Origin of the sequence: Hydrogenophaga sp. (assembly GCF_019635465.1) — a bacterium.
GTDB lineage: Bacteria > Pseudomonadota > Gammaproteobacteria > Burkholderiales > Burkholderiaceae_C > Hydrogenophaga.
Genome location: NZ_JAHBZK010000016.1, coordinates 85,778 through 111,378 on the forward strand (window position 1 = coordinate 85,778; position 25,601 = coordinate 111,378).

A 25,601-nucleotide genomic window follows, 5' to 3' on the forward strand; every position below is an offset into this window, starting at 1 on the left:
ATGCGCGCCCCGGCCCTTGATGCGCATCAAGCCGCGGGCCGTACGTCCACCGCACAGTACTTGAGCTCCGCAATCTTGCCCACCGGGTCGAGCGCGGGGTTCGTCAGCAGGTTGGCCGCGGCCTCGGCATAGGCGAACGGAATGAACGCCGTGTCCACCGGCACGGCTTCGTCCAGACGCACCGGCAGCGTGATGGCGCCACGGCGCGAAGACACCCTCGCCATCGCGCCCACACCGAGCGCCAGGCGGTTGGCGGTGAGCGGGTTCAGGCTCACCACCGGGCCGGGTTCGAGCGCGTCGAGCACCTGGCTGCGCCGGGTCATGCTGCCGGTGTGCCAGTGCTCGAGCTGGCGACCGGTGATGAGCACCATGGGGTACACGGCGTCGGGTGTCTCCGCGGGCCCCTTCAGCGCAGCGGGCACCAGCAACGCCCGACCGTCGGCGGTCGGGAAGCCATCGCCAAACACCACCGGCTGCCCCGGGTCGGTTTCGTCGGCCACGGGGTAGGTCACGGCACCCGCATGCCACAGACGCGACCAGCTCAGTCCGCGGATGCTGGGCATGAGCGCGCGCATTTCCTCGTACACCGCGCCGATGCCCACGCTCGGGTCTTCGTCGGCCCGGCCGTCGGGCGCGATGTTGTAGCTCCAGCCCAGGTTGAGCTGGCAGGCCAGTTGTTCGGTGATCCAGGCGTCGGCGCGCGCCTCGCCCGGCGACCCGACCGCCTTGCGCCCCAGTTGCACGCAGCGATCGGTGTTGGTCACGCTGCCGGTCTTCTCGGGCCAGGCGGTGGCGGGCAACACCACGTCGGCCAGGCTGGCGGTCTCGGTGAGAAAGATGTCCTGCACCACAAGGTGCTGCAACCCGGCCAGCGCCTCGCGCGCGTGCGCCGCGTCGGGGTCGCTCATGGCGGGGTTCTCGCCCTGGATCAGCATGGCCTTGATGGCGCCCCGGTGCGCGGCGTCGATGATCTCCACCACGGTCAGGCCCGGCTCGCTGCCCAGTGCATCGGGCGGCAGGCCCCAGAGCGCTTCGGCCTGGTGGCGCGCGGCGGCATCGCCCACGCGCGCGTAGTCCGGCAACACCATGGGAATGAGGCCGGCGTCGCTGGCACCCTGCACATTGTTCTGCCCCCGCAGCGGGTGCAGGCCGGTGCCTGGGCGGCCGATCTGACCGGTGACCAGCGCCAGCGCTATGAGGCAGCGCGCGTTGTCGGTGCCGTGGGTGTGCTGGCTGATGCCCATGCCCCAGAGGATCATGGCGTTCTTCGCACTGGCATAAGCGCGTGCGACTTGACGCAGGGTCTCCGCGTCGATCCCGCACACAGGCGCCATGGCCTCGGGCGAAAAGTCCGCCACGTGCGCCTGAATGAGCGCGAAGTCGCGCGTGTGGGCGGCGATGTAGTCGGGGTCGGTGAGGCCCTCGGTCACGATGACATGCAGCATGGCGTTGAGCATGGCAACGTCGCTGCCGGGCTTGAAGCCCAGGTAGCGCCAGGCGTGACGCGCCAGCTCGGTGCGGCGCGGATCGGCCAGCACCAGGCGCGTGCCGCGCCGCACCGCGTTCTTGATCCAGGTCGCGCCCACCGGGTGGTTCTGCGCCGGGTTGGCGCCGATGAGCAGCACGAAGTCGGCGTGGGCCACATCGCGCAGCGGATTGGTCACCACCGCAGAGCCCAGACCCTCCATGAGGGCGGCCACGCTGGAGGCGTGACACAGCCGTGTGCAGTGATCGACGTTGTGGGTGCGAAAGGCGCTGCGCACCAGCTTCTGGAACAGGTAGGCCTCTTCGTTGGTGCCCTTGGCCGAGCCAAAGCCGGCCACCGGGCTGGCACGGCCCCGCGCCGAGGTGGCCGCCAGCGCCTTGCGAAAACCGGCTGCGGCAGTGGCCAGGGCCTCGTCCCAGCTCACCTCGCGAAACCGCTCGCGCACCTCATCCGGTGTCAGCCGACGGCCCACATCGCCCGGGTCCTTGGGCACACCGGCGCGGCGCACCAGAGGCCGCGTCAGGCGCTCCGGGCTGTGTGCGTAATCAAAACCGAAACGGCCTTTGACGCACAGGCGGCCTTCGTTGGCCGGACCATCGATGCCTTCGACGTGCGCAATGCGGCCGTCATCACCCACGTGGTAGCGCAGCTGGCAGCCCACACCACAGAAGGGGCAGACCGAGTCCACCTGCTTGACCGAGGGCTTGGCGAACGCGCCATTGGCCGGTGCGATCGCACCCGTGGGGCAGGCCTGCACACACTCGCCGCAGGCCACGCAGGTGCTCGCGCCCATGGGGTCGTCCTGATCGAACACGATCTGCGCGTGACCGCCGCGAAACGCCAGGCCCAGCACGTCGTTGCCCTGCGTCTCGCGGCAGGCGCGGATGCAGCGGGTGCACTGGATGCAGGCGTCGCGGTTGACCGCCATCGCCGGGTGGCTGAGGTCCGGCGCCACGGCCTCGCGCGGCGCAAAGTGGTCGGCACGCGCGCCGGCGCTCTGGGCCCAGCGCAGCAGTTCGCTGTCGTGTTTGAGCTGTGCCGAATCGGGCGCGTCGGCGATCAGCAGCTCGAGCACGGTGCGGCGTGCGTTGACGGCGCGCGCGCTGTCGGTGTGCACCACCATGCCAGCGCTCGGGGCGCGGCAGCACGAAGGGGCCAGCACGCGCTCGCCGTCGATCTCGACCACGCAGGCGCGGCAGTTGCCGGCGGGGCGCAGTCCGTCGCTGGCGCACAGGCGCGGCAGCACGACACCCGCGCGTTCGGCCGCCTGCAGCAGCGTCTCGCCGGGCGCGGCCTCGACCGCGCGGCCGTCGAGCGTGAAGGCCACGGGTTGGGCCTGTTCGGGCAGGTCGTCGGTTTTCACAGCCCCACCTCCTGAGGAAAGAACCGGCGCACGCTGTCGACCGGGTTGGGCGCCGCCTGCCCCAGGCCGCAGATGCTGGCGTCGCGCATCACAGTTGAGAGTTCGTCCATGCGGTGCACGTCCCAGGTCGGCGCCTGCATCAGGCGCACCAGCTGACCAGTGCCCGCGCGGCACGGGGTGCATTGGCCACAGGACTCGTGTTCGAAGAAACGCATCAGGTTCAACGCGGCGTCGCGCGCACGGTCCTGTTCGCCCATGACCACCACCGCCATCGAACCGACGAAGGCGCCATGCTCGGCCAGCGTGTCGAAGTCCAGCGGCACATCGGCCAGCGACGCCGGCAGGATGCCGCCCGAGGCGCCGCCCGGCAGGAAGGCGTACAGCGTGTGACCGTCGGCCATGCCACCGCAATGCTCGTCGATGAGCTCGCGCAGCGTGATGCCCGCGGGCGCAAGGTGCACGCCGGGCTGTCGCACGCGGCCCGACACCGAGAAGCGCCGCAGGCCGTGGCGGCCACGCCGCCCTTGCGCTGCCCAGCCGGCACCGCCGTGCGCCAGCAAGGCGGACACCCACCACAGGGTCTCGAGGTTGTGCGCCAGCGTGGGCCGGCCGAACACACCGTTGAGCGCCACGATGGGTGGCTTCAGGCGCGGCAGGCCGCGCCGGCCTTCGATCGATTCGATCAGTGCCGACTCCTCGCCGCAGATGTAGGCACCGGCACCGCGGCGCAGCTCCAGCACCGGCGGCGTGTACCCCGGAAAGCGCTCGCGCAGCGCCTGCACCTGGCCAGCGAGCGCATCGAGTTCGCGCTGCAGCAGCGCACGGGCATCGTGGTATTCGTCGCGCAGGTAGAGCCATACATGGCTCAAGCCCACCACCTCGGCCGCGATGAGCACGCCCTCCAGCACCTGCGGCGCGCCGCTGACCAGCACCTGCCAGTCCTTGAAGGTGCCGACCTCGCCTTCGTCGATGTTGACCACACCATGGCGCGGCCCCGGCTGCGCGCGCACCGTCTCCCACTTGCGCCAGGCGGGAAAGCCGGCACCACCGAGGCCGCGCAAATCGGCGGCCTTGAGTTCGGCAATCACCTGTTCGGGCGTGCACTCGCCCGAGAGCAGGCGCTGCAGTTGCGCGAGGTCGCTGGGCGCGGGTGCCAGCAGCGGCCGCGCCTGCGTCGCGCCCTGGTCGACCAGGCGGGTCACCGCCTCGGGTGTGGCATCGGGCAACTGGTGCTGCCCCACGCAGGCGGCGGGCGCGTGGTGGCACAGGCCGATGCAGGGCGCCTCTTCCACCACCACACCATCGCGCCCTTGCAGCGCATCGCGGCTGCCTTGCAGCAAGGTGTCGGCGCCGGCCATGCTGCAGGCCAGACTGGTGCAGACACGTACCCGCGTGGCGGCCACCGACTCGTCGTCATCGACTACGTTGAAGTGGTGATAGAAGCTGGCGACCTCAAACACCTCGACCTGGCTCAGGCGCAACCGCTCGGCCAGCGCCGCCAGGTGGCTGCGCCGCAGCGCGCCCTCGGCGTCGTTGAGGCGGTGCAGGTGCTCGATCAGCAGGTCGGCGCGCGGCTCGAGCCCGCCACACAACCCGGCCACGCGCTCGCGCGCGGCGACTTGCACCTGTCGGCCTTTCGGGGTGCGTCGGGCCGCGCCGCGGGCCTGGCGTTCGAGCGGGCGGATGGGAATCACCACCGGGGTGTCTTGGGGGTTGTTCATCGTGCGGGCAGCGTAGCACCATGCAATGCACTTAATATGTTTGTGCCTGCATATTGAAGACAGCGAGCCCATGGCCACCCGAACAGCACCACCCCCACTGCATGTGAGCGTGCAACCGCACTGGCGAGTTGGTCGCGACGCTCAGGACACGCTCGACGCCACCGCCCTGCTCGACCTGCTGGCCACCGTGCAGGGCACCGGCAGCATTGCGCAGGCCGGGCGAGAACTGGGCTTGTCGTACCGGCATGTGTGGGGCCTGCTGCAGCAGGCGGAGGCGCTGTTCGGCGAACCCCTGCTGCTGCGCGGTCGCGGCCGTGGTTCGGCACTCACTGCGCTGGGTGAAAAGCTGGTGTGGGCCGACGCGCGCATCGGTGCGCGGCTGCAGCCCTTGCTGGAGTCCTTGTCGTCGGAGCTGGAAGGCGAACTGGGGCGCGTGCAGCGGCGCGCCGCGCAAACGCAGACCCCGCGCCTGCACGCCAGCCACGGCTTCGCGGTGGCGGCGCTGCGTGAGTTGCTGACGGCGGACGAGGTCGCCGTGGACGTGCGCTACCGCAACAGCCTGGAGTCGGTGGCGGCACTGGCGCAGGGCGAGTGTGAGCTGGCCGGTTTTCACGTGCCGCTGGGCGAATTCGAAGCCGCCGCCGCGCAACGCTTTCTGACCTGGCTGCGCCCCGACGAGCACCGCCTGGTGCACCTGGCGGTGCGTGCGCAAGGCCTGTTCGTGGCGCCCGGCAATCCGCTGGCCGTACACAGCATCGACGACCTGACCCGCCCCGGGCTGCGCTTCGTCAACCGCCCCGAAGGCTCGGGCACGCGGGTGCTGACAGAACTGCTGCTGCAACGCCACGGCATCTCGCCGCGCGCGGTCACTGGCTACGACAACACCGAACTGACCCACGCCGCCGTGGCCGCCTACGTGGCCAGCGGCATGGCCGATGTCGGCATCGGCGTGCAGACCGCTGCGCACCGCTTCGGCCTGCACTTCATTCCCCTGCTGCGCGAGCGCTACTTCTTTGCCGTGCCCGCCGATGCCTTGCGACAGGACCGGTTGCGTCCGGTGCTCGCTGTGCTGCGTTCGACCGCATTTCGCTCGCGCGTGGCCGCACTCAAGGGTTACGAGGCGGCCCACACCGGCGAGGTGCTGACCCTGACCGAGGCCTTCGGCCGATCCAGCTGATCAGCGCCGCTGCACGCCCACCGCGGTGTTGGCCGCGGCTTCCCAGGCCCCGCTGTCGAACCACGCATCATTGGCCAGCCAGGCCTTGAGCATGGGCAGCGCATCGAAACCCCAGAACACCCGGTCATCCACCACCATGGCCGGCACGCCGAACAGGCCCAGCGCCAGGGCTTCGTCGGTGTTGGCACGCAGGGCCTGCTTCACCGCCTCGCTGTCGGGTTCGACCCAGGGCCGCTCGCGCTGTGCCATGTGGTCTTGCAACTGCGCCTGCAGCGCCGACAACCGGTCGGGGTCGGCGGCGTCGGCGCCGCCGTGCCAAACGTGCTGGAACAGCAACTCGGTGACATAGCGACTGGTATCGCCGGGCTGATCGGGGACGGCGGTGCTCAGGCCCAGGCGCAGCAAAGGCAGCGGGTTGAACGGGTGGGCCGCCGGCAGGTCGAGCCGGATGCCGTTGGCGTGCGCGTGCCACTGCACCTGGCGGTAGGTCCAGTCGCGTTTGGCGGGGATCTCGGCCGGGCCCAGCTGCCCGTGCGCCTTGAGCAGGGCAGCAAACAGCACCGGTCGGTAACGCACCACCACGCTGTGGCCCATCAGCGCGCCGGGCAAGGCGGCAAACGCCAGGTGCGCGTAGGGCGAGATCGGGTCGTAGAAGAACTGGACTTCGCGGATTTCGTCGTTCACGGCGTCACCTCGCCGGGTGCAATGCGCGCCCACACCGCGCGCTTGTCGGCGTCGTCCATGCGACTCCAGCCACCGATCTCCTGCAAGGTGCGCAGGCAGCCCACGCACATGCGCTGACTGTCGTCGAGACGGCAGACGTTGATGCAGGGCGAGGGCACCGAGGCGCCGGGTTGGCGGCGACGCGCGGCAGCGTAGTCGGGTCGTTGCGGCTGGGTCATGGGGCAAGCTGCTCCGCAACGACATCGGCCACCGGGGCACCGGTGTAGCGCTCGAGTTCCTGCGGCGTGAGCGGGAACACCGCGTGCGGATGGCCCGCCGCCGCCCAGACCACCTCGAAGCGGAACAGCTCGCGGTCGATCAGGGTCAGGGGCTCGCTGGCGTGCGCCAGGGGCGACACACCGCCGATGGAGAACCCGGTCTGCGCCTTGACGAAATCGGCGTCGGCGCGGCCCAGCTTGCCGCCGTCAGCACACACCAGCGCCTGCACCCGCTTTTCGTCCACCCGCCGGTCGCCCGAGGTGATGACCAGCACCGCGCAGTCCTCGCCCGAGGGGTGCTGCTTGCGCCGGAAGATGATGCTTTTGGCGATCTGGCCCAGCGCCACGCCGAGCGCGTCGGCCGCCTGCTGCGCGGTGCGCGCGGCATCGTCGAGCATCACCGGGGCCTTGCCATGGCCGAGTGCGGCCAGGCGATCGGCCACGCGGCGGATGGCGGGCGTGGCCTGCGCGTCGTCGATGGGCGACATCGCCTCAGCCCTGGCGCTTGGCCAGCAGTGCGCGCGCCACACGCGATTGCGTGGGGCGCCCGAGTTGCTCGCTGATGTAGGCACCAGCGTCGATCAGGCGGTCGAGATCGATGCCGGTCTCGATGCCCATGCCGTGCAGCAGGTAGACCACGTCTTCGGTGGCCACATTGCCGGTGGCGCCTTTGGCGTAGGGGCAGCCCCCCAGGCCGGCCACCGAGGCGTCGAAATGCCACACGCCCATCTCCAGCGCTGCCAGCGTGTTGCCCACGGCCTGACCATAGGTGTCGTGAAAGTGGCCCGACACCGCGTCCAGGTCGAAGTGCTTGAGCGTGGCCTCGAACGCGGCCTGCACCTTCTTCGGCGTGCCCACGCCAATGGTGTCGGCCACGCCAACGTGTTCGACGCCGATGCCCTTCATGAGGCCGGCCAGGTAGTCCACGCGCGAGGGCGCCACCTCGCCTTCGTAAGGGCAGCCGACCACGCAGCTCATGGCGCCGCGCACTGCGATGCCCTTGGCCTTGGCGGCCGCCACCACCGGTGCAAAGCGCTCGATGCTCTCGGCAATGCTGCAGTTGATGTTCTTCTGGCTGAAAGCTTCGCTGGCGGCGCCGAACACCACGATCTCGTCGGGGCGGTCTTCCAGCGAGGACTCGAAGCCCTTCATGTTGGGCGTGAGCACCGAGTAGCGAACCCCCGCCTGGCGCTGGATGCCCTGCATGACGGCGTGGTTGTCGGCCATCTGCGGCACCCACTTGGGGCTCACGTAGCTGGTGACCTCGATCTCTTTCAGGCCGGCGGCCTGCAGGCGGTGCACGAGTTCGATCTTGACCGCGGCCGGCACCGGCTGCTTTTCGTTCTGCAGGCCGTCGCGGGGGCCGACGTCGACGATCTGTACGCGTGAGGGGAGCTTCATGGCGGTTCCTTCGATTCAATAGCCGCGCTGGCGATCCACTTCGCCGGCGATGGGCTCGCCGCGCTCGACAGCGCGGATCTTGCGCACGATCTGCGCGATGCTCTCTTCGCGCAGTGTGCGCGCCGAGGTGTGCGGCGTGACCGTGATTTTCGGGTGGTTCCAGAAACCATGCCCGGCGGGCAGGGGTTCGGTGCGAAACACGTCGAGCGTAGCGCCGGCCAGGTGCCCGCTGTCCAGCAGGACCAGCAGGTCGTCCTCGACCAGGTGCGCGCCGCGCGCCACGTTGATCAGGTAACCCTCGGGGCGCAGCAGGCCCAGGGTGCGCCGGTTCAGGATGTTCTCGGTCTGTGGCGTGAGCGGCAACAGGTTGACCAGCACGCGGCACTGCGACAGAAAGCCGTCGAGCCGGTCCTCGCCCGAGTGGCACACCACGCCTTCGATGGCCTTGGCCGTTCGGCTCCAGCCGTGCACCGGGAAGTCGAACACCGTGAGGGCACGCGCCACGCGCTCGCCCAGCACGCCCAGGCCCATCACGCCAACCGGAAAGTCGGTGCGCAGGCGCGGCTTGCGGTAGCTCCAGCGTCCAGCCTTGACGTCGGCCTCATAGGCGTCGAATTCGCGGAAATGGCGGATCACCGCATGGCAGACGTACTCGGCCATCTGCACCGACATGCCAGCGTCGTCCAGGCGCACGATGCGCGTGCCTGGCGCAATGCGCGCAGCCAGCAAGGCGTCCACCCCGGCACCGGTGTTGAACACCGCCTTCAGTTGCGTCTGCTCGTCGAAGAAGGCCTGGGGTGGCGACCACACCACCGCGTGGTCGGCCGCGGGCGCGCCGGGTTGCCAGATGCGCACATCGGCCTCGGGCAGGGCGGCTTGCAGGCCCTGTTGCCAGGGGTCGGGTTTTTGTTGGCTGAGGCAGACGGTGATGTGCATGGGCCGAGCTTACGCGGGTGCGCGTCGGCGCCCTGTCACGCCGTCGCCAGCTTGAGCAGCTCGGCGCCCTCGGCCACCTGGTCGCCGGGCGCGTACATCAGCTCGGCCACGGTGCCGTCGGCCGGGGCGGCGATGGTGTGCTCCATCTTCATCGCTTCCATCACCGCCAGCGCCTGGCCCTTCTTGACGGCGTCGCCGGCCTTGACCGCGAACGACACCACCTTGCCCGGCATGGGCGCGGTCAGGCGACCGCTCTCGCCTTCGCCCTCGCCAGCGTGGGCCAGCAAGTCGATCTCGACCAGGCTGGTGGCGCCGCGCGCGGTGAACACGTGCACCGTCTCGCCCACGACCCAGGTCTGCACGGTGTCGCGCCGGTCGGCGAACCGCAGATCGAAGCGGTCGTCGGGCAGCGGCGCGAAATGCAGCGGGCCCTGGACCTCGCCGTACGCGAGCTGCAGGCCGTCGCGGCCATAGGTCAGGCTCGCCTGCAACCGCTCGCCGGCGACGTCGAAATCGAATCGGCGCGTGGTGACGCCGTGCGAGCGGAAACCGTCGCGGCGCGAGAACGGGTCGTTGCCCGCCAGCGCGGCCTCGGCGATCAGGGTCTGGGCCACGGCCGCGGCCACCGCGGTGGGCTCGCCCACGCGGTCCTGCTTGAACAGCACCTCGCTCTCGCGTGCGATGAGCGCCGTGTCCAGGCGCGCCCTGGCGAACGAATCGCTCGCCACCACATGGCGCAGGAACTGCACGTTGGTGGCCAGACCCACGATGCGCGTCTCGGCCAGGGCCGCGTCGAGCCGGGCCAGCGCCTGCTCGCGCGTGTCGCCGTGCACGATGAGCTTGGCCACCATGGAGTCGTAGAACGGACTGATGGTGTCGCCTTCACGCACGCCGTCGTCGAAGCGCACATCGCTGCGCTCAAAGGCGCTGTGCGCCGGCTTGCGGTACACGCGCAAGGTGCCGGTGGCGGGCAGGAACTGGTTGTCGGGGTTCTCGGCGCAGATGCGCGCCTCGATGGCGTGGCCCTGCATGCGCAGCTCGTGTTGCTGCAGCGGCAGCGGCTCGCCGCCGGCCACGCGCAGCTGCCACTCGACCAGGTCCTGGCCGGTGATGGCTTCGGTCACCGGGTGTTCGACCTGCAGGCGCGTGTTCATCTCCATGAAGTAGAAGCGCATGGTCTCGGGGTGGTCGTAACCATCGGGCTGCTCGACGATGAACTCCACCGTCCCCGCCCCGACGTAGTTCACGGCCTTGGCCGCCGCCACCGCGGCCTCGCCCATGCGCTGGCGCAGCTCGGGCGTCATGCCGGGCGCCGGTGCTTCTTCGAGCACCTTCTGGTGGCGCCGCTGCACCGAGCAGTCGCGCTCGAACAGGTAGACGCACTGGCCGTGGCTGTCGCCGAACACCTGGATCTCGATGTGGCGCGGGCGCTGCACGTACTTTTCGATCAGCACCGCGTCGCTGCCAAAGCTGTTGCGCGCCTCGCGCTGGCAGCTGGCCAGCGCGGCGGCAAAGTCTTCGCTCTTCTCGACCACGCGCATGCCCTTGCCACCGCCGCCGGCGCTGGCCTTGATGAGTGCGGGGTAACCGATGCGGTCGGCCTCGCGTTGCAGCAGCGCCGGGTCCTGGTCGGTGCCGTGGTAGCCCGGCACCAGGGGCACACCGGCCTTTTCCATCAGGCGCTTGGATTCGGCCTTGAGGCCCATGGCCTCGATCGCCGACGAAGGCGGGCCGATGAACACCAGACCGGCCTTGGCGCAGGCATCGGCAAAGGCCTCGTTCTCGCTGAGAAAACCGTAGCCGGGGTGGATGGCCTGCGCGCCCGTGGCCTGTGCCGCCGCGATGATGCGCTCCCACTGCAGGTAGCTCTCGCGCGGCGCCGACCCGCCGATGTGCACCGCCTCGTCGCAGGCTGCCACGTGCTTGGCGCTGGCGTCGGCATCGGAGTAGACGGCAACGGTCTTCACGCCCAGGCGGCGTGCGGTGGCGGCCACGCGGCAGGCGATCTCGCCACGGTTCGCAATGAGGATCTTGGAGAACATCAGACTTCCTTCGGGGCAATGGCAAACACGCGGCGCCAGGCCGCGCGCAGAAACTTGAACAGCAACCAGGTGATGGCCCACATGGCCAGCACCATGAACACCAGCAACACCGCAAACAACAGCGGATGCTGCGTGGCCAGCCACAGCGCGGCCACCACCAGGCCGTCTTCGAGCAGGCTGGCGCCGATGTTGGTGAAGGGCTCGGGCGAGGTGTTGATGGCCGCGCGCGTGCTGGTCTTGGCGGCCTGGCTGGTGGCGGCCAGGGTGCCGCCGAGCAGCGCCGCGATCACCGCCATGGTGGGGCCGTCGGCGCCCAGCGCGCCGGCCGCCAGCGCTGCGCCCGCGGGCACACGGATCACGCTGTTGGCCATGTCCCAAAGCGAATCGAGCCAGGGCAGCTTGTCGGCGAAGAACTCGATGAACAGCAACACACCGCTCAGACCCAGCAGGCCCGGGTGCTGCAACAGCTTCAAGCCGGGTGGCAACTCGATCCAGCCCAGCGTGCCGGCCAGGCCGGTGAGAAACACCGCCAGGTACAGCCGCAAACCGCTGGCCCAGCCCAGCGCGGCGGCCAGCGCCAGCAGGGCCGGGGTGTCCAGCGATTGCAGTGCGTCGTTCATTGCGACAGCCAGTTGGCCGGGCGCTTGTTGAGGAACGAGGCCAGGCCTTCGCGACCTTCGTCGCTGGCGCGGATGTCGGCGATGCGGCGCGCGGTTTCGGCGCGCAGCTCGGCGTCGATGGGCTGGCCGCTCACGTCGCGAACCAGCGCCTTGCAGGCGCGCGTGGCGGCGGGGCCGTTGTTGACCAGGGTGGCGACGATGTCGTCGACCCTGGCGTCCAGCGTGTCGGGTGTGGCGAGCTCGTGCACCATGCCCAGCGCGTGGGCCTGCACGGCGCTGAAGCGTTCGGCGGTGACCATGTAGCGGCGCGAGGCCTGTGCGCCGAGCGCGCGCACCACGTAGGGGCTGATGGTGGCCGGCAACAGACCCAGGCGGGCTTCGGACAGGCAGAAGGTGGCGCCCTCGACCGCGACCAGTACATCGCAGATGGCCGCCAGGCCCATGCCGCCGGCGTAGCAGTCGCCCTGCACGCGGCCGACGATGGGCACCGGGCATTGGTCCAGCGTCCACAGCATGTCGGCCAGGCGTTGGGCATCGGCGCGGTTTTCGTCCCAGCTGTAGCCGGCCATGGCCTTCATCCAGTTGAGGTCGGCGCCGGCACAGAAGGCCTTGCCGTGCGCACCGAGCACCACCACGCGCAGGTCCTTGTCCTGTGCCAGTTGCTCGAAGGTGCGCGTGAGTGCGGCAATGACTTCGTCGTTGAAGGCGTTGCGCACGTCGGGGCGGTTGAGCCACACGCGCGCCACGTGCGCGCTGGGGCGGGTCAGTTCAATCACTTCGCTCATCGTTCAGTACCTCTTGGCAACCTCTTCCAGCATCACCTCTGTGGCGCCGCCGCCGATCGCCAGCACGCGGGCGTCGCGCCAGAGGCGCTCGATCGCCGTCTCGCGAATGAAGCCCATGCCACCGTGGAACTGCTGGCAGGTCTGCACCACCTCGTTGACCAGCTCACCGGTCAGCGCCTTGAGCATGGACACCTGCTGCACGATGTCCCTGCCCTGCGTGACCGACCAGGCGCAGTGGTACATGAACTGGCGCGCCGCGCGCACCTTGGCGTCGAGCATGGACAGGCGCTGGCGGATGGTCTGCTGGTCCCACAGCGGGCCGCCAAAGGCCTGGCGCTGGCGCACGTGATCGAGCGTGAGTTCGAGCGCGCGCTGGCAGTGACCGATGGCCATGGCGCCCAGGGCCACGCGCTCGGTCTGGAAGTTCTTCATCACGGCGTAGAAGCCCTTGCCTTCTTCGCCCAGCAGATTGGCCGCCGGCACGCGCACGTTGTCGAACACCAGTTCCGCGGTGTCGGAGCTGAGCCAGCCGGTCTTCTTGAGCGCGCGCCCGACGCTGAAACCGGGCGTGCCTTTCTCGACGATGAACATCGACACCTCGCGCTTTCCCGGCCCGGTCTTGGCGGCCACGAAGTAGAGGTCAGCGTGCACACCGTTGGTGATGAACATCTTGGTGCCGTTGATCACCCAGTGGTCACCATCGCGCTTCGCGTTCGTGCGGATGCCGGCCACGTCGGAGCCCGCACCGGGCTCGGTGATCGCCACCGCGCAGATGGCTTCGCCCGCGCACACCCTGGGCAGGTGCTTCGCCTTCTGCGCCGCATTGCCTGCGTGGTGCAGATGGGGACCGGCCATGTCGGTGTGCACCAGCACGGTGATGACAAAGCCGGCGAAGGTGCTTTGCGACAGGGCCTCGGCAAACACCAGGTTGGTCAGCGCATCGGCGTCGCCGCCGCCGTGCTCGCTCTCGAAGGCAATGCCCAGCAAGCCGGCCTGCCCCATGCGGCGCAGCACGTCGCGCGGCACGCAGCCGGCCTCTTCCCAGGCCTGGGCGTGCGGCTCGACCTCGCGCGCGATGAAGCGCGCCACCTGCTCGCGCAGGGTCTGGTGCTCGGGCGTGTCGTAGATCGTGGCTTCCAAGGGTTTGTCTCCTCAGGTAGTCGGGACGTGGTCCGCCGGCTGTGGCCGGTCTTCGGGCGCGCTCAGCCCCCCTGGGCTTGCAGGAAATACACAAGGTCCAGCACCGGCGCGGGTTGCCCCAGCGCAGTCAGTGCGGCGGACACCTGCCCGCGGTGGTGCGTGGCGTGGTTGAACACGTGCGCCAGGGTGGGCGCGAAGGGCAGGCTCACCGCGTTGCCGCGCATGGTCGTGTAGTCCAGGTGGCCATCGAAGCGTTCAATGGGCCATTCGCTGATCAGTGCCGACCACACCCGCGCACCGTGGATCAAGGCCTGCGCCAGCTGCAGTCGATCGGCCTCGACCTCGGCATCGAGCGCCACCTGAGGCGACTCACCCAGGGCAAAGCGGCGCTGCCAGAGCATGGACTCGCCCACCAGCAGGTGGTTGAGGGTGCCGTGCACGCTCTTGAAGAACAGGCCGACGTCGCGCCGGTAGGCCTCGTCGGCCAGCGAGGCGGTGGCGTCCAGCAGACGCTGCGTTGCCCACAGGTGGTATTGGGCGAGCGTGAGAAAGTGCGAACGTGCATCCATATGCGGGTCAGGCTTGCGGACACGGTGCTGCGTGGCTGCCGCAGAACCGGCTTTGCCAGGCGGCAGGCTGCGCCCCATTGAGGGAGTGACGCGAAGCGGCGCGGGGGTGGTCCATGTTCACATGCGGAAGACGCCGAACTTCGGCTCGGGAATCGGCGCGTTGAGCGTGGCCGACATGGCCAGCGCCAGTACGCGGCGCGTGTCGGCCGGGTCGATCACGCCGTCGTCCCACAGGCGGGCGCTGGCGTAGTACGCGTGCGACTGGTGGGCGAACTGGTCGAGCAGGGGCTGCTTGAAGTTGGCCTCTTCTTCGGCGCTCCAGCTGCCGCCCTTGGCCTCGATGCCGTCGCGCTTGACGGTGGCGAGCACGCTGGCGGCCTGCTCGCCGCCCATGACGCTGATGCGCGCGTTGGGCCACATCCAGAGGAAGCGCGGACTGTAGGCGCGGCCGCACATGCCGTAGTTGCCCGCGCCGTAGCTGCCGCCGATGATGATGGTGAACTTGGGCACGTTGGCCGTGGCCACGGCGGTGACCATCTTGGCACCATGGCGCGCGATGCCCTCGCTCTCGTACTTCTTGCCGACCATGAAGCCGGTGATGTTCTGCAGGAACAGCAGCGGCACCTTGCGCTGGCCGCACAGCTCGATGAAGTGCGCGCCCTTCTGGGCACTCTCGGAGAACAGCACGCCGTTGTTGGCCACGATGCCGATGGGCATGCCCTCGATGTGCGCGAAGCCGCAGACCAGGGTGCTGCCGAAGCGCGCCTTGAACTCATGAAACTCGGAGTCGTCGACGATGCGGGCGATGATCTCGCGCACGTCGTAGGGCTTGCGCACGTCGGTGGGAATGACGCCGTAAATCTCTTCTGCAGCGAACCGCGGCGCCCGCGGCTCGCGCAAGGCCTGCCTCACCTCCTTGCGGTGGTTGAGCGTGGCCACCGCCTGGCGCGCCAGCGCGATGGCGTGGGCATCGTTTTGCGCCAGGTGATCGGCCACGCCCGACAGGCGCGTGTGCACGTCACCGCCGCCCAGCTCTTCGGCGCTCACGATCTCGCCGATGGCGGCCTTCACGAGTGGCGGGCCGGCCAGGAAGATGGTGCCCTGGTTCTTGACGATGATGGTTTCGTCGCTCATGGCCGGCACATAGGCGCCACCGGCCGTGCACGAGCCCATGACCACCGCGATCTGCGCGATGCCCTGCGCGCTCATGTTGGCCTGGTTGTAGAAGATGCGCCCGAAGTGTTCGCGGTCGGGAAACACATCGTCCTGGTTGGGCAGGTTGGCGCCGCCCGAGTCGACCAGATAAATGCACGGCAGCTCGTTCTGCATCGCCACTTCCTGGGCGCGCAGGTGCTTCTTCACCGTCATTGGGTAGTAGGTGCCGCCTTTCACCGTGGCGTCGTTGCACACGATCATGCAGTCCACCCCACTGACGCGGCCGATGCCGGCAATGACGCCGGCGCACGGCGCGTCGCCGTTGTACATGCCGTGCGCGGCCAGGGGCGCCAGTTCGAGGAAGGGCGTACCCGGGTCGAGCAGCATCTGCACCCGCTCGCGCGGCAGCAGCTTGCCGCGCGCCGTGTGCTTGGCGCGCGCGGCCTCGCCGCCGCCCTGGGCGGCCTTGGCCAGTTGCACTTTGAGGTCCTCGACCTGGGCCCGCATGGCCTCGGCGTTGGCCTGGAAATCGGCCGATCGGGGGTTGAGTTTTGTCTCCAGGATGGACATGGCGCGGCCTGCGGCTGGTGAGCGGAAAAGCGCCGAGGGTACACCCGGCCCGGGTCGGCATGCTCGCCATGGCGGTTGCAAATTGCGCCAGCGTGGCACACTGCCGCCATGCGCGACGACGACAGCGACCTTCTGGCCGGCCCCGCCCTCACCCCGGTCGCTCTGGTGAGAGGCATGGCGGCAGCCTATCGGGCCCGCGGCATGGACCCGTCCCAGGCACTGGCGCAGGCACAAATTCCGCCATCGCTTTTGCGCCACCCGCAAGGGCGCATCACCGCCGCGCAGATGGAAGCCGTGTCCTACGCCGCCATGCGCGAGCTCGACGACGAGGCGCTGGGTTGTTTCGACCGCCCGCTGCCCTGGGGCAGCTACGGCCTGCTGGCGCGCGCCTCGCTATCGGCGCCGACCCTGGGCGTGGCGCTCAAACGCTGGTGCCGCCACCACGGCCTGCTGACCCGGGCCATCGCGCTGACGGTGCAAGTGGCGGACGATCGCGCCGAGATCGCGCTGCGCTTGCACCAGGACCCGGGTGAGTTGATCGAGCTCAGCGTGGTCTCGGTACTGCGCAACATCCACGGCCTGGCGGCCTGGTTCGTGGATTCGCGCCTGCCCTTGATCGACGTGCGATTCCCGTACCCGGCGCCTGTGCATGTGGCGGCCTACCCAGTGTTGTTCGACGCGCCGGCAACCTTCGGCGCCGACGACGCCGCCATCGCCTTTGACGCGCGCTACCTCGAGCTGCCCATGCGCCGCGACGAGAGTGCCATGCACCAGTTGCTGCAGCGCGCACTGCCCCTGACGGTGCGCTCCTACCGCCGCGACCGCCTGCTGGTGCAGCGGGTGCGCCAACTGCTGGCCAGCGAGCCGCTGGCCACGCACAACGCCAACGACCTGGCCGCGTTGCTCAACACCTCGGCGCGCACCCTGCACCGACAACTCAAGGAAGAAGGTGCCAACCTGCAGGCACTCAAGGACGAGGTGCGACGCGAGCGCGCCAGCCAGTTGCTGCTGCGCACCGACCGCCCGTTGAAGCAGGTAGCTGAGGCCGCCGGGTTCCGAAACGAAAAAAGCTTCATCCGCGCCTTTCGCGGCTGGACGGGGCGCTCGCCCGGCGAGTTCAGGTCGGGCTGAGCCCGCGGCGCGGCCTCACAGCCGCAGCTCGCGCATGTGGTGGAACACGCGCGCTACGGGCAGGCCGTCGAAGGCCCGGCCATGGCCCTGGGCGCAGAAGCCCCAGACCGTGGCACCCGCGGCCAGGCCGGCCTGCGCGCCGGGAGCCGTGTCTTCGATGACCAGGCAGCGCCGCGGGTCCACACCCAGGTGGGCGGCGGCGGCGAGGTAGACGTCCGGGTGCGGCTTGGAGCGTGGCAGGTCGTGGCCGCTGAAGATGGCGTCGCCAAAGAACGGCGCCAGGCCGACCATGTCGAGCTGCATCACCACCTTGGGCCGATCGGCACCCGAGGCGCAGGCAATGCGCCCACCCACGCTGGCGTGCAGCTGCGCCACCGCTTCGTGCACACCGTCGATTGCCTTGAGTTCGGCCATCAGGCGCGCGTTGCGGCGCGCGTAGAAGTCGCGCATCCAGGCATCGGTGAGCGGGCGCCCGGTTTCTGCTTCGATGCGCGACTGCAGATCGCGCACCGCGCGGCCGATGAACAAGGCCTCGCACTCGGGCTGGGTGATCGCCCAGCCCGCTTCGTTGAGCACCTCGCGCAGCACACCGTTGGTGATGGGCTCGCTGTCGACGAGCACGCCGTCGCAATCGAACAAGACCGCCTCAAACATGGGACGCCCCCCGCGCCGCCTGCGGCGTCACCCCCCACTGGGGGGCAACACCAGCGGCCCGGCCAAGCCGGCTCCGCGGTGTTTCAAGACGGTACCCGTGCGATCGAATCATGTCTTCCACTCTCCATCAACGTAAAACCAACGCCCGCCTTCGCGCACGAAGCGGCTGCGTTCGTGCAAGCGGGTGGCGCGCCCGGCCAGGCGCGAACGCGCCACGAACTCGACCTCGGCGTGCTCGGCATCGATCACGCGGTGATCGCGCACATCCAGGCCCAGCCACTTGACCCCGGGCTCCAGCGTCAGCGACGCCGGGCGCGTGCGGGCGTGCCAAGTGGCTTGCAGGTAAGCCGCATCGCCGCGCACGAAGGCGCTGTAGCGCGAGCGCATGAGCGACTCGGCGTCGGGCGCGGGCACATGGGTGCCGATGTAGCGGCCGCAGCAGTCGGCAAAGGCGCGGTTGAGGCCGCAAGGACAGGGGTCTTGCATGGCAGGCAGGTGACGCGCGGCGCGCGCCGAAACGCTACATTGTCGCGGCACCCACTGCACGGTTGGCGCCGTGCCCGCCCTACAACCCCATGACCCAAGCGCAAATCACGGTACTGCTCATCCTCGCCCTGGTGGTGGCCCTGTTCCTGTGGGGCCGCTGGCGCCACGATCTGGTGGCGGTGAGTGCGCTGGTGGCCTGCGTTTGGTCGGGCCTGGTGCCGGCTGCGCACGCCTTCGACGGCTTCGGCCACCCGGCGGTGATCACGGTGGCCTGCATGCTGATCATGAGCAAGGCACTGCAGACATCCGGCGCGGTGGAGGTGCTGGCACGGCGCGCGCTGCCGTCGAAGGCGGGGCCGGTGATCAGCCTGGCCGCGCTGATGGGCGTCGGCGCCCTCCTGTCCGGATTCATGAACAACGTGGGCGCCATGGCCTTGCTGATGCCGGTGGCGCTCAAGCTCGCGCAGCGCCTGCAGATGCCTCCAGGGCGCGTGCTCATGCCGCTGGCCTTCGGCACCATCCTGGGCGGCATGACGACCCTGATCGGCACGCCACCCAACCTGATCGTGGCCGGGTTTCGCGCCGGCATGGGCGGCGGCGCCGGGCCGTTTCACATGTTCGACTTCAGCTGGATCGGCCTGCCGGTGGCGATCCTGGGCATCGTCTTCGTGGCGCTGGTGGGTTGGCGGCTGGTGCCCAGGCGTGAGTCGGCCAGCATGGAGGGCTTCGACACCGGCGCCTATCTGACCGAGGCGCGAATCCTCGAAGACGGCCCCTCCGCCGGCAAGACGCTGGCCGAGGTCGAGACGGTGCTGGAGTCGGTTGGCGCCCAGGTCGTCGGACTCGTGCGGCACGAGATGCGCATCACCGCGCCCAGTCCGCAACGGGTGATGCGACCCAACGACATCCTGGTGATCGAGGCCAGTGCCGACGCGTTGGCCTCGGTGCTGTCCTCACTGGGGCTCAAGCTGGAAGAGTCCGGCCGTCCGCCTGCGAAGGCGCCGCAGGAAGCCCAAGCAACGGATACGGGCGACGTTCCTCCTTCGACGCCAGACAAGGATGAAACGCCCCAGGAGAAGAAGGACAACAAGCCCCGCGGCGACGCCGCCGAGATCGTGCTGGTTGAACTGGTGGTGCTGCCCGGGCCGATGTTGTCAGGGCGATCGGCCAGCGACATCGGCTTGCGCACACGCTATGGCCTCAATCTGCTGGCCGTTTCGCGCCAGGGCAATCGCTCCACCGCCCGGCTGCGCTCAATGGCGCTGCGCGCGGGCGACATCCTGCTGCTGCAAGGCCCCCCAGGCGCCATTGCCGAGTTCGCCAGCGATTCCGGCTGCGTGCCACTGGCCGAGCGCGACCTGCAGATTCCCAACAAGCGCAAGGCGATCCAGGCCTCGGTGATCATGCTGCTGGCGGTGGCCAGCGCCGCGCTGGGCCTGATGCCGGCGGCCATTGCCTTCATGGCGGGCGCGCTGTTCACGCTGCTGCTGCGCAGCCTGCCGCTGCGCCAGGTCTATGACGCGATCGACTGGCCGGTGATCGTGCTGCTGGGTGCGCTGTTTCCACTGGCCAATGCCATGCAGACCACCGGCACGGCCGACCTGCTTGCCCGCGTGTTGATGGGCTGGGTGGCGCAAGGCAACGCCGTGGTGGCCCTGGCACTGGTGCTGCTGGTGACCATGTTCCTGTCGGACCTGATGAACAACGCAGCCACCGCCGCCGTGATGTGCCCGGTGGCCATCGGCAGCGCCACCACGCTTGGCGTGAGTGCAGACCCCTTTCTGATGGCGGTGGCCATCGGCGCGTCGTGCGCCTTTCTCACCCCCATCGGCCACCAGAACAACACCATGATCCTGGGGCCGGGGGGATTCCGCTTTGGCGACTACTGGCGCCTGGGCCTGCCGCTGGAGGTGCTGGTGGTGGCCGTAAGCCTGCCCTTGCTGCTGATCGTCTGGCCGCTCTGATCGGGCTCAGCTGGCGTCGCTGTCGCGCACGATCAGCACGGGCACGGTCGATGCGCGCGCCAGCGACTCCGACACACTGCCCGCCAACCAGCGCACGATGCCTTTGCGCGCGTGGGTGCCGCTGACCACCAGGTCGGCACCCCAGTCGGCGGCCTCGGCCGCGATGGCGTCGGCCACGCTATCTTGGACCGAGGCGGTCTTCAGTCGCGCCGATTCGGCCTGCACGCCCCTGGACGCAGCGTGCTCGACCAACTGACGCAGCAGCGCATCGCCCTCCTCGCGCAAGGCACTCTCGATGTCGGCGAGTTCGCTGGCCGACGACGCCTGGGGCTGCACCAGTTCACCCACATGCACCAGCCGCAGTTGCGCGTGCTGGTCGGACGCCAGGTCGATGGCCAGGTTCAATGCGGGTCGGGACAGATCGTCGTCGCTGACGGCGATCAGGATGCGGTTGAAGACACTCATGGGCAATCAGCGGGAGGAAGTGGCAAGAGATCGGTCGTCGCCTGACGCCGGGGGCTCAGCTTATACCCGCAGCGGCAAAGACCCGAACGGCGCTGCGCCCAAGCGCGGCTTCCTACACTGCGAACACCCCCAGGAGAACCCCTTTGAACACCCTCGACACCTTCCCCATCACCAAGAAGTGGCCCGCCCGCCACCCCGACCGCCTGCAGCTGTATTCGCTGCCCACGCCCAACGGCGTAAAGGTGTCCATCATGCTGGAGGAAATTGGCCTGCCGTACGAGCCACACCTGGTGCGCTTCGACGCCAACGATCAGCTCTCGCCCGAGTTCCTCTCGCTCAACCCGAACAACAAGATCCCCGCCATCCTCGACCCCGACGGACCCGAGGGCAAGCCGCTGGCGCTGTGGGAGTCGGGTGCCATCCTGGTCTATCTGGCCAGCAAGACCGGCCGGCTGCTGCCCACCGACGCGGCGGCGCGCTACGAGACGCTGCAGTGGCTGATGTTCCAGATGGGCGGCATCGGCCCGATGTTTGGTCAGCTCGGCTTCTTCCACAAGTTCGCCGGCAAGGAGTACGAAGACAAGCGCCCACGCGACCGCTACGCGAACGAATCCCGGCGCCTGCTGGGTGTGCTCGACAAGCACCTCAAGGGCCGCCGCTGGATCATGGGCAAGGACTTCACCATCGCCGACATCGCCACCTTCCCCTGGATCCGCAACCTGGTCGGCTTCTACGAAGCCGGTGACCTGGTGGGCTTCAAAGACTTCCCCGACGTGCAGCGCGTGCTCGACACCTTCGTCACCCGCCCAGCCGTCAAGCGCGGTCTGACCATCCCCGCCCGCGACTGAGGTGACCCCATCCAGAGACACCGAGGAACCGGCTTTGCCGGGCCTTCGGTGTCGTCCCCCCTCCGGGGGGAAGCCGCGCAGCGGCGCAGGGGGGTTCTCTACTTCCGCCAGAAGTGCCCGGTGAACAGCACCAGCACCGTCAGCAGCTCCAGCCGGCCCAACAGCATGGCAAAGCTGAGCACCCAGATCTGGAAGTCGCTCAACACACCGAAATTGCTGGCCGGGCCCACCAGCCCCAGGCCAGGACCGATATTGTTGACCGTGGCCACCACGGCCGAAAACGCGGTAACGATGTCCAGCCCCGTCAGCAGCAGCAGCATGGTCAGGCCCATGGTCGCGGCACCGTAGATGAGCATGTAGCCCAGCACCGCGTTCATCACGTGCGGCGGCACCACGCCACCCGCCAGCGTGACGGGGTTGACCACCCGGGGATGGATGATGCGCACCAGCTCGCGCCGCGCCTGCTTGATCAGCAGCACCATGCGGACCATCTTGATGCCGCCGCCGGTGGAGCCCGCGCATGAGGCGAAGCAGCCCAGAAAGATCAGCAGCACCGGCGCGAACACGGGCCACTGTGCATAGTCGGTGGACGAGTAGCCGGTGGTCGTGGCGACCGACACCACATGAAACGCCGCGCTGCGCAGCGCGGTCGGGAAGTCGCTGTACACCCCATGCGACAGCAGCAGCCCGGTGATCACCACGATCGACGCGGCCAGCACCATCAGGTAGGTGCGGATCTCGCGGTCGTTGGCGATCGGACGCACCGAGCGGTTGCGCAGCATGACGAAGTAGCGCACGAAACTGATGCCGGCCATGGTCATGAACACCGTGGCCACCCACTCTACCCGCGGCGAATCAAAGTGGCCGATGCTGGCGTCGTAGGGCGACAGGCCACCCAGACCCATGGTGGTGCACATGTGCATGAAGGCGTCGGCCCAGCCCATGCCCGCCCAGCGGTAGGCCAGCATGCAGCCACCGGCGAACAGCACGTACACGCCCCACAGACCGCGCGCCGTCTCGGCAATGCGCGGGGTGAACTTGGTGTCCTTCATCGGGCCGGGCGTTTCGGCCTTGTAGAGCTGCACGCCACCCAGGCCCAGCAGCGGCAGGATGGCCACCACCAGCAGCATGATGCCCAGGCCCCCGACCAGTTGCAGGAAGCAGCGCCACACGTTGACCGACACCGGCAGGTGATCGAGCCCCGAGATGGCCGTGGAGCCTGTGGCCGTGAGCGCGCTCATGGCCTCGAAGTAGGCCTTGGAGAAGCCGATGTCGGGCACCATGATCCACAGCGGCAGCGCGGCGTAGAGCGGCAGCACCACCCACACCAGGTTCACCAGCAGGAACCCGTCGCGTGGCAACAGCTCGCGGCGGTGGTGGCGCGTGATCTGCCACAGGATGGCGCCGCTGACCACGCTGGCAGCAAACCCGTAAGCCCAGATCAGCACGTTGTGCTCGGCGTCCAATGCCCAGGCCCAGGCCAGCGGCACCAGATAGGCCGGTGAGAACGCCAGCATCACGCGCGAGAACGTGGCCAGTACGGGCAGCCAGATCGAATGCATGGTCAGCCGAAGAAGGTGGCGCTCACCTGGAACAGCCGCTCGATCTCACGCACCAGCCGCTTGTGCGGGATGAAGATGATGATGTGATCGTCGGGCTGGATCACGATGTCGTGGTGCGGCATGAGCACCTCCGACGCACGCCCCTCACCGCGCACGATGGCGCCGATGCGTGCGCCGCCGGGCAGCTTCACCTCTTCGATGCGCCTCCCCACCAGCTTGCTGGTCTTGACGTCGCCACGCGCCACGCCTTCGAGCGCCTCGGCCGCGCCACGGCGCAGGCTGTGCACGGCCACCACGTCGCCCCGGCGGATGTGCGTGAGCAGCTCGCCGATGACCGCCTGCGAAGGCGAGACGGCAATGTCGATGGTGCTGCCCTGCATCATGTCGGCGTAGGCGCGGCGGTTGATGAGCGCCATCACGCGCCCGGCGCCCAGGCGCTTGGCCAGCATGGCCGACATGATGTTGTCTTCGTCGTCGCTGGTGAGCGCGAGGAACATGTCCATCTGGCCCACGTTTTCCTCTTCGAGCAGGTCCTCGTCGGCGCCATCGCCTTGCAGGATGAGCATGCTTGAAGGCAGCTGACTGGCCAGGTACTCGCAGCGCTTCTTGTCCTGCTCGAGCACCTTGACCTCGCACTGGCTGGCCAGGCTGCGCGCCAGACGCAGGCCGACCTTGCCACCGCCGGCGATCATCACCCGCTGCACCGGCTTGTCGATGTTGTGGATGGCGGCCAGCACGTCGCGGATCTTCTCGGTGTCTGCCAGCACGAACACCTCGTCGCCGGCCAGGATGCGCGTGCTGGGCGTGGCCTCCATCTCGGTGTCGAGCCGGTACAGCGCCACCACGCGCATCTCGCAGCGCGTGAAGCGCTCGCGAAACTCACCAATGGTGTGACCCACCAGCGCGCCGCCGTGGCTGGCACGCACCGCGATCAGGCTGGCGCGGCCATCGGCGAATTCCAGCACCTGCAGCGCCTCGGGGTAGCTGATGAGCTGGTGGATGTAGCGCGTGACCGACTCTTCGGGGCAGATCACCCGGCTCACAGAGAAGCCCGATTTGGACAGCAGTTCGTCGCCCTCGGCGAACTCCGGCGAACGCAGGCGGGCAATGGTGGTCGGCACGTTGAACACGTCGTGCGCCACCTTGCACACCACGAGATTGGTCTCGTCGGCGGCGGCACAGGCAATCACCATGTCGGCGTCCTTGCCCCCTGCCTCGCGCAGCACCGAGGGCTGAATGCCGTTGCCCACCACACCGCGCAGATCGAGACGGTCCTCCAGCGCGCGCAGGCGGGCCGGGTCCATGTCGATGACGGTGATGTCGTTCTGCTCGGAGACCAGGCTCTCGGCCACGCTCTCGCCCACGCGGCCAGCCCCGAGGATGATGATGTTCATGGTGGCGCGATCATACGAGTGCCCCCGCGCCGGGGGTGGTGCCACTCAGGCGAGCGCGCGCTGAATCAGGATCTTCTGCACGTCCGAGGTGCCCTCGTAGATCTGGCACACCCGAACGTCGCGCCAGATGCGCTCGACCGGAAAGTCGTTGACATAGCCATAGCCGCCATGCACCTGAATGGCGTCGCTGCATACGCGCTCGGCCATCTCGCTGGCGAAGAGTTTGGCCATGGCGGCCTCTTTGAGGCAGGGCTGGCCGGCGTCGCGCAGGGCGGCGGCGTGGTGGGTGAGCGCGCGAGCGGCTTCGATCTGCGTGGCCATGTCGGCCAGGCGAAAGCCCACGGCCTGGTGGTTGAAGATGGGCTGGCCGAAGCTCTCGCGCTCTTTGGCGTAGGCCAGCGCGCATTCAAAGGCGCTGCGGGCCATGCCGATGCTTTGCGCGGCAATGCCGATGCGCCCGCCTTCGAGGGCGGAGAGGGCGATCTTGTAGCCCTCGCCCTCGGCGCCGATCAGGTTCTCGGCCGGGATGCGGCAGTTCTCGAAGTTGATCTGCGCGGTGTCGCTGCTGTGCTGGCCGACCTTGTCTTCCAGGCGAGCGACCTGGTAGCCCGGCGTATCGGTGGGCACGATGAAGGCGCTCATGCCGCGCTTGCCTGCGGCCTTGTCGGTGACGGCGATGACGATGGCCAACTGGCCGTTCTTGCCGCTGGTGATGAACTGCTTGACGCCGTTGAGCACGTATTCGCCGCCCTGCAGGGTGGCGGTGGTGCGCAGCGCGGATGCGTCGGAGCCCACGTGGGGCTCGGTGAGGCAGAACACGCCCAGCATCTGCCCGGCCGCCAGCGGGCGCAGCCAGCGCTCTTGCTGGGCGGGGTTGCCGTAGCGCATCAGGATGGCGTTGACGGGGCAGTTGGTGACGCTGATGGCGGTGCTGGTGCCACCGTCGCCAGCCGCGATCTCTTCGAGCACCACCGCCAGCGTCAGGTAGTCGAGCCCGGCGCCGCCGAGCGACTCGGGCACGCAGATGCCGTAGCAGCCGAGCTCGGCCAGGCCTCGATGCACGTCGTGGGGGAAGTGGTGCTCCTTGTCCCAACGCGCGGCGTGGGGCCAGAGCTGCTCCTGGGCGAACGCGCGCACGGCGTCGCGGATCATGAGTTGGTCCTGGTTCAGCGGCATGGTGTGGGTTCTCGC

General features: G+C 68.9%; 23 protein-coding genes. 4 read left to right on the forward strand and 19 right to left on the reverse strand.

Annotation, left to right across the window (positions count from 1 at the left end; translation table 11 throughout):
- Positions 1–26 precede the first annotated feature (26 nt).
- Together KF871_RS15015 and KF871_RS15020 are read right to left on the reverse strand one after the other, a co-directional pair.
- Positions 27–2,849, reverse strand: coding sequence for a molybdopterin-dependent oxidoreductase (locus tag KF871_RS15015; RefSeq protein ID WP_291144184.1), 2,823 nt, complete (start codon positions 2,847–2,849; stop codon positions 27–29).
- The gene (locus tag KF871_RS15020; RefSeq protein ID WP_291144187.1) at positions 2,846–4,570 is read right to left on the reverse strand and encodes an NADH-ubiquinone oxidoreductase-F iron-sulfur binding region domain-containing protein; all 1,725 of its coding nucleotides are present in this window, start codon (positions 4,568–4,570) and stop codon (positions 2,846–2,848) included. Before KF871_RS15020 ends, KF871_RS15015 begins: the two co-directional genes overlap by 4 nt.
- Positions 4,571–4,640: 70 nt before the next feature.
- Here KF871_RS15020 and KF871_RS15025 point away from each other — a divergent pair, with 70 nt between their 5' ends.
- Entirely contained in the window at positions 4,641–5,747 is a 1,107-nt protein-coding gene (locus KF871_RS15025) for a substrate-binding domain-containing protein (RefSeq protein WP_291144190.1), read from the forward strand.
- Here the strand turns inward: KF871_RS15025 and KF871_RS15030 are convergent, their stop codons facing one another.
- The 11 genes from KF871_RS15030 to KF871_RS15090 all read right to left on the reverse strand — a co-directional run bounded on the left by KF871_RS15030 (position 5,748) and on the right by KF871_RS15090 (position 15,906).
- On the reverse strand, positions 5,748–6,419 hold the full coding sequence (locus KF871_RS15030; protein WP_291144281.1) for a 2-hydroxychromene-2-carboxylate isomerase: 672 nt from the start codon (positions 6,417–6,419) through the stop codon (positions 5,748–5,750).
- Positions 6,420–6,427: 8 nt separating this feature from the next.
- Positions 6,428–6,649 carry a DUF1289 domain-containing protein gene (locus tag KF871_RS15035; protein WP_291144193.1) on the reverse strand — a complete coding sequence of 74 codons (222 nt, stop codon included), beginning with the start codon at positions 6,647–6,649 and terminating at the stop codon, positions 6,428–6,430.
- On the reverse strand, positions 6,646–7,176 hold the full coding sequence (locus KF871_RS15040; protein WP_291144195.1) for a YbaK/EbsC family protein: 531 nt from the start codon (positions 7,174–7,176) through the stop codon (positions 6,646–6,648). The genes KF871_RS15035 and KF871_RS15040 overlap by 4 nt, the downstream gene beginning before the upstream one ends.
- A 4-nt stretch (positions 7,177–7,180) precedes the next feature.
- Positions 7,181–8,089, reverse strand: coding sequence for a hydroxymethylglutaryl-CoA lyase (locus tag KF871_RS15045; RefSeq protein WP_291144198.1), 909 nt, complete (start codon positions 8,087–8,089; stop codon positions 7,181–7,183).
- A gap of 15 nt (positions 8,090–8,104) precedes the next feature.
- Complete coding sequence (locus KF871_RS15050; protein WP_291144200.1) at positions 8,105–9,025, reverse strand: glyoxylate/hydroxypyruvate reductase A; 921 nt, start codon at positions 9,023–9,025, stop codon at positions 8,105–8,107.
- A 35-nt stretch (positions 9,026–9,060) separates the two neighbouring features.
- The gene (locus KF871_RS15065) at positions 9,061–11,067 is read right to left on the reverse strand and encodes a biotin carboxylase N-terminal domain-containing protein (protein WP_367172060.1); all 2,007 of its coding nucleotides are present in this window, start codon (positions 11,065–11,067) and stop codon (positions 9,061–9,063) included.
- Positions 11,067–11,687, reverse strand: coding sequence for a DUF4126 domain-containing protein (locus tag KF871_RS15070; RefSeq protein WP_291144203.1), 621 nt, complete (start codon positions 11,685–11,687; stop codon positions 11,067–11,069). The genes KF871_RS15065 and KF871_RS15070 overlap by 1 nt, the downstream gene beginning before the upstream one ends.
- Positions 11,684–12,472: an enoyl-CoA hydratase/isomerase family protein gene (locus KF871_RS15075; RefSeq protein WP_291144205.1), complete on the reverse strand. Its 789-nt coding sequence runs from the start codon at positions 12,470–12,472 to the stop codon at positions 11,684–11,686. Before KF871_RS15075 ends, KF871_RS15070 begins: the two co-directional genes overlap by 4 nt.
- A gap of 3 nt (positions 12,473–12,475) precedes the next feature.
- The gene (locus KF871_RS15080) at positions 12,476–13,612 is read right to left on the reverse strand and encodes an acyl-CoA dehydrogenase family protein (RefSeq protein ID WP_291144208.1); all 1,137 of its coding nucleotides are present in this window, start codon (positions 13,610–13,612) and stop codon (positions 12,476–12,478) included.
- Positions 13,613–13,674: 62 nt separating this feature from the next.
- A complete protein-coding gene (locus tag KF871_RS15085; RefSeq protein ID WP_291144211.1) occupies positions 13,675–14,181 on the reverse strand; it encodes a DinB family protein in 507 nt (168 codons plus the stop codon).
- A gap of 117 nt (positions 14,182–14,298) precedes the next feature.
- Positions 14,299–15,906, reverse strand: coding sequence for a carboxyl transferase domain-containing protein (locus KF871_RS15090; RefSeq protein ID WP_291144214.1), 1,608 nt, complete (start codon positions 15,904–15,906; stop codon positions 14,299–14,301).
- A 108-nt stretch (positions 15,907–16,014) separates the two neighbouring features.
- On the opposite strand from KF871_RS15090, the gene KF871_RS15095 reads away from it, so the two are divergent.
- Positions 16,015–17,037 carry an AraC family transcriptional regulator gene (locus tag KF871_RS15095; RefSeq protein ID WP_291144217.1) on the forward strand — a complete coding sequence of 341 codons (1,023 nt, stop codon included), beginning with the start codon at positions 16,015–16,017 and terminating at the stop codon, positions 17,035–17,037.
- 15 nt (positions 17,038–17,052) lie between these two features.
- Here KF871_RS15095 and KF871_RS15100 read toward each other — a convergent pair whose 3' ends face one another.
- Positions 17,053–17,691: an HAD family phosphatase gene (locus tag KF871_RS15100; RefSeq protein WP_291144220.1), complete on the reverse strand. Its 639-nt coding sequence runs from the start codon at positions 17,689–17,691 to the stop codon at positions 17,053–17,055.
- 108 nt (positions 17,692–17,799) lie between these two features.
- Positions 17,800–18,177: a YchJ family metal-binding protein gene (locus tag KF871_RS15105; protein WP_291144223.1), complete on the reverse strand. Its 378-nt coding sequence runs from the start codon at positions 18,175–18,177 to the stop codon at positions 17,800–17,802.
- Between the two features lie 89 nt (positions 18,178–18,266).
- Here KF871_RS15105 and KF871_RS15110 point away from each other — a divergent pair, with 89 nt between their 5' ends.
- Positions 18,267–20,141, forward strand: a complete 1,875-nt coding sequence (locus KF871_RS15110) for an SLC13 family permease (protein WP_291144226.1) — start codon at positions 18,267–18,269, stop codon at positions 20,139–20,141.
- A gap of 6 nt (positions 20,142–20,147) precedes the next feature.
- On the opposite strand, the gene KF871_RS15115 is transcribed toward KF871_RS15110, so the two are convergent.
- A complete protein-coding gene (locus KF871_RS15115) occupies positions 20,148–20,606 on the reverse strand; it encodes a universal stress protein (RefSeq protein WP_291144229.1) in 459 nt (152 codons plus the stop codon).
- 143 nt (positions 20,607–20,749) lie between these two features.
- Here KF871_RS15115 and KF871_RS15120 point away from each other — a divergent pair, with 143 nt between their 5' ends.
- On the forward strand, positions 20,750–21,454 hold the full coding sequence (locus KF871_RS15120; protein ID WP_291144232.1) for a glutathione binding-like protein: 705 nt from the start codon (positions 20,750–20,752) through the stop codon (positions 21,452–21,454).
- A gap of 98 nt (positions 21,455–21,552) precedes the next feature.
- On the opposite strand, the gene KF871_RS15125 is transcribed toward KF871_RS15120, so the two are convergent.
- From KF871_RS15125 to KF871_RS15135, 3 genes are read right to left on the reverse strand one after another with little or no spacing between them, the layout of a single operon-like run.
- Positions 21,553–23,016, reverse strand: a complete 1,464-nt coding sequence (locus KF871_RS15125) for a TrkH family potassium uptake protein (RefSeq protein ID WP_291144235.1) — start codon at positions 23,014–23,016, stop codon at positions 21,553–21,555.
- A gap of 2 nt (positions 23,017–23,018) precedes the next feature.
- Positions 23,019–24,410: a Trk system potassium transporter TrkA gene (gene trkA, locus KF871_RS15130; RefSeq protein WP_291144237.1), complete on the reverse strand. Its 1,392-nt coding sequence runs from the start codon at positions 24,408–24,410 to the stop codon at positions 23,019–23,021.
- 45 nt (positions 24,411–24,455) lie between these two features.
- Positions 24,456–25,586: an acyl-CoA dehydrogenase family protein gene (locus tag KF871_RS15135; protein WP_291144239.1), complete on the reverse strand. Its 1,131-nt coding sequence runs from the start codon at positions 25,584–25,586 to the stop codon at positions 24,456–24,458.
- Positions 25,587–25,601 lie beyond the last annotated feature (15 nt).

Coding starts and splice junctions, on each gene's coding strand:
- KF871_RS15070 (WP_291144203.1), bottom strand. CDS start 11,687: ATGAACGACGCACTGCAATCGCTGGACACCCCGGCCCTGCTGGCGCTG.
- KF871_RS15020 (WP_291144187.1), bottom strand. CDS start 4,570: ATGAACAACCCCCAAGACACCCCGGTGGTGATTCCCATCCGCCCGCTC.
- KF871_RS15110 (WP_291144226.1), top strand. CDS start 18,267: ATGACCCAAGCGCAAATCACGGTACTGCTCATCCTCGCCCTGGTGGTG.
- KF871_RS15105 (WP_291144223.1), bottom strand. CDS start 18,177: ATGCAAGACCCCTGTCCTTGCGGCCTCAACCGCGCCTTTGCCGACTGC.
- KF871_RS15025 (WP_291144190.1), top strand. CDS start 4,641: ATGGCCACCCGAACAGCACCACCCCCACTGCATGTGAGCGTGCAACCG.
- KF871_RS15135 (WP_291144239.1), bottom strand. CDS start 25,586: ATGCCGCTGAACCAGGACCAACTCATGATCCGCGACGCCGTGCGCGCG.
- KF871_RS15075 (WP_291144205.1), bottom strand. CDS start 12,472: ATGAGCGAAGTGATTGAACTGACCCGCCCCAGCGCGCACGTGGCGCGC.
- KF871_RS15125 (WP_291144235.1), bottom strand. CDS start 23,016: ATGCATTCGATCTGGCTGCCCGTACTGGCCACGTTCTCGCGCGTGATG.
- KF871_RS15090 (WP_291144214.1), bottom strand. CDS start 15,906: ATGTCCATCCTGGAGACAAAACTCAACCCCCGATCGGCCGATTTCCAG.
- KF871_RS15095 (WP_291144217.1), top strand. CDS start 16,015: ATGCGCGACGACGACAGCGACCTTCTGGCCGGCCCCGCCCTCACCCCG.
- KF871_RS15035 (WP_291144193.1), bottom strand. CDS start 6,649: ATGACCCAGCCGCAACGACCCGACTACGCTGCCGCGCGTCGCCGCCAA.
- KF871_RS15100 (WP_291144220.1), bottom strand. CDS start 17,691: ATGTTTGAGGCGGTCTTGTTCGATTGCGACGGCGTGCTCGTCGACAGC.
- KF871_RS15045 (WP_291144198.1), bottom strand. CDS start 8,089: ATGAAGCTCCCCTCACGCGTACAGATCGTCGACGTCGGCCCCCGCGAC.
- KF871_RS15065 (WP_367172060.1), bottom strand. CDS start 11,067: ATGTTCTCCAAGATCCTCATTGCGAACCGTGGCGAGATCGCCTGCCGC.
- KF871_RS15115 (WP_291144229.1), bottom strand. CDS start 20,606: ATGAGTGTCTTCAACCGCATCCTGATCGCCGTCAGCGACGACGATCTG.
- KF871_RS15085 (WP_291144211.1), bottom strand. CDS start 14,181: ATGGATGCACGTTCGCACTTTCTCACGCTCGCCCAATACCACCTGTGG.
- trkA (WP_291144237.1), bottom strand. CDS start 24,410: ATGAACATCATCATCCTCGGGGCTGGCCGCGTGGGCGAGAGCGTGGCC.
- KF871_RS15050 (WP_291144200.1), bottom strand. CDS start 9,025: ATGCACATCACCGTCTGCCTCAGCCAACAAAAACCCGACCCCTGGCAA.
- KF871_RS15040 (WP_291144195.1), bottom strand. CDS start 7,176: ATGTCGCCCATCGACGACGCGCAGGCCACGCCCGCCATCCGCCGCGTG.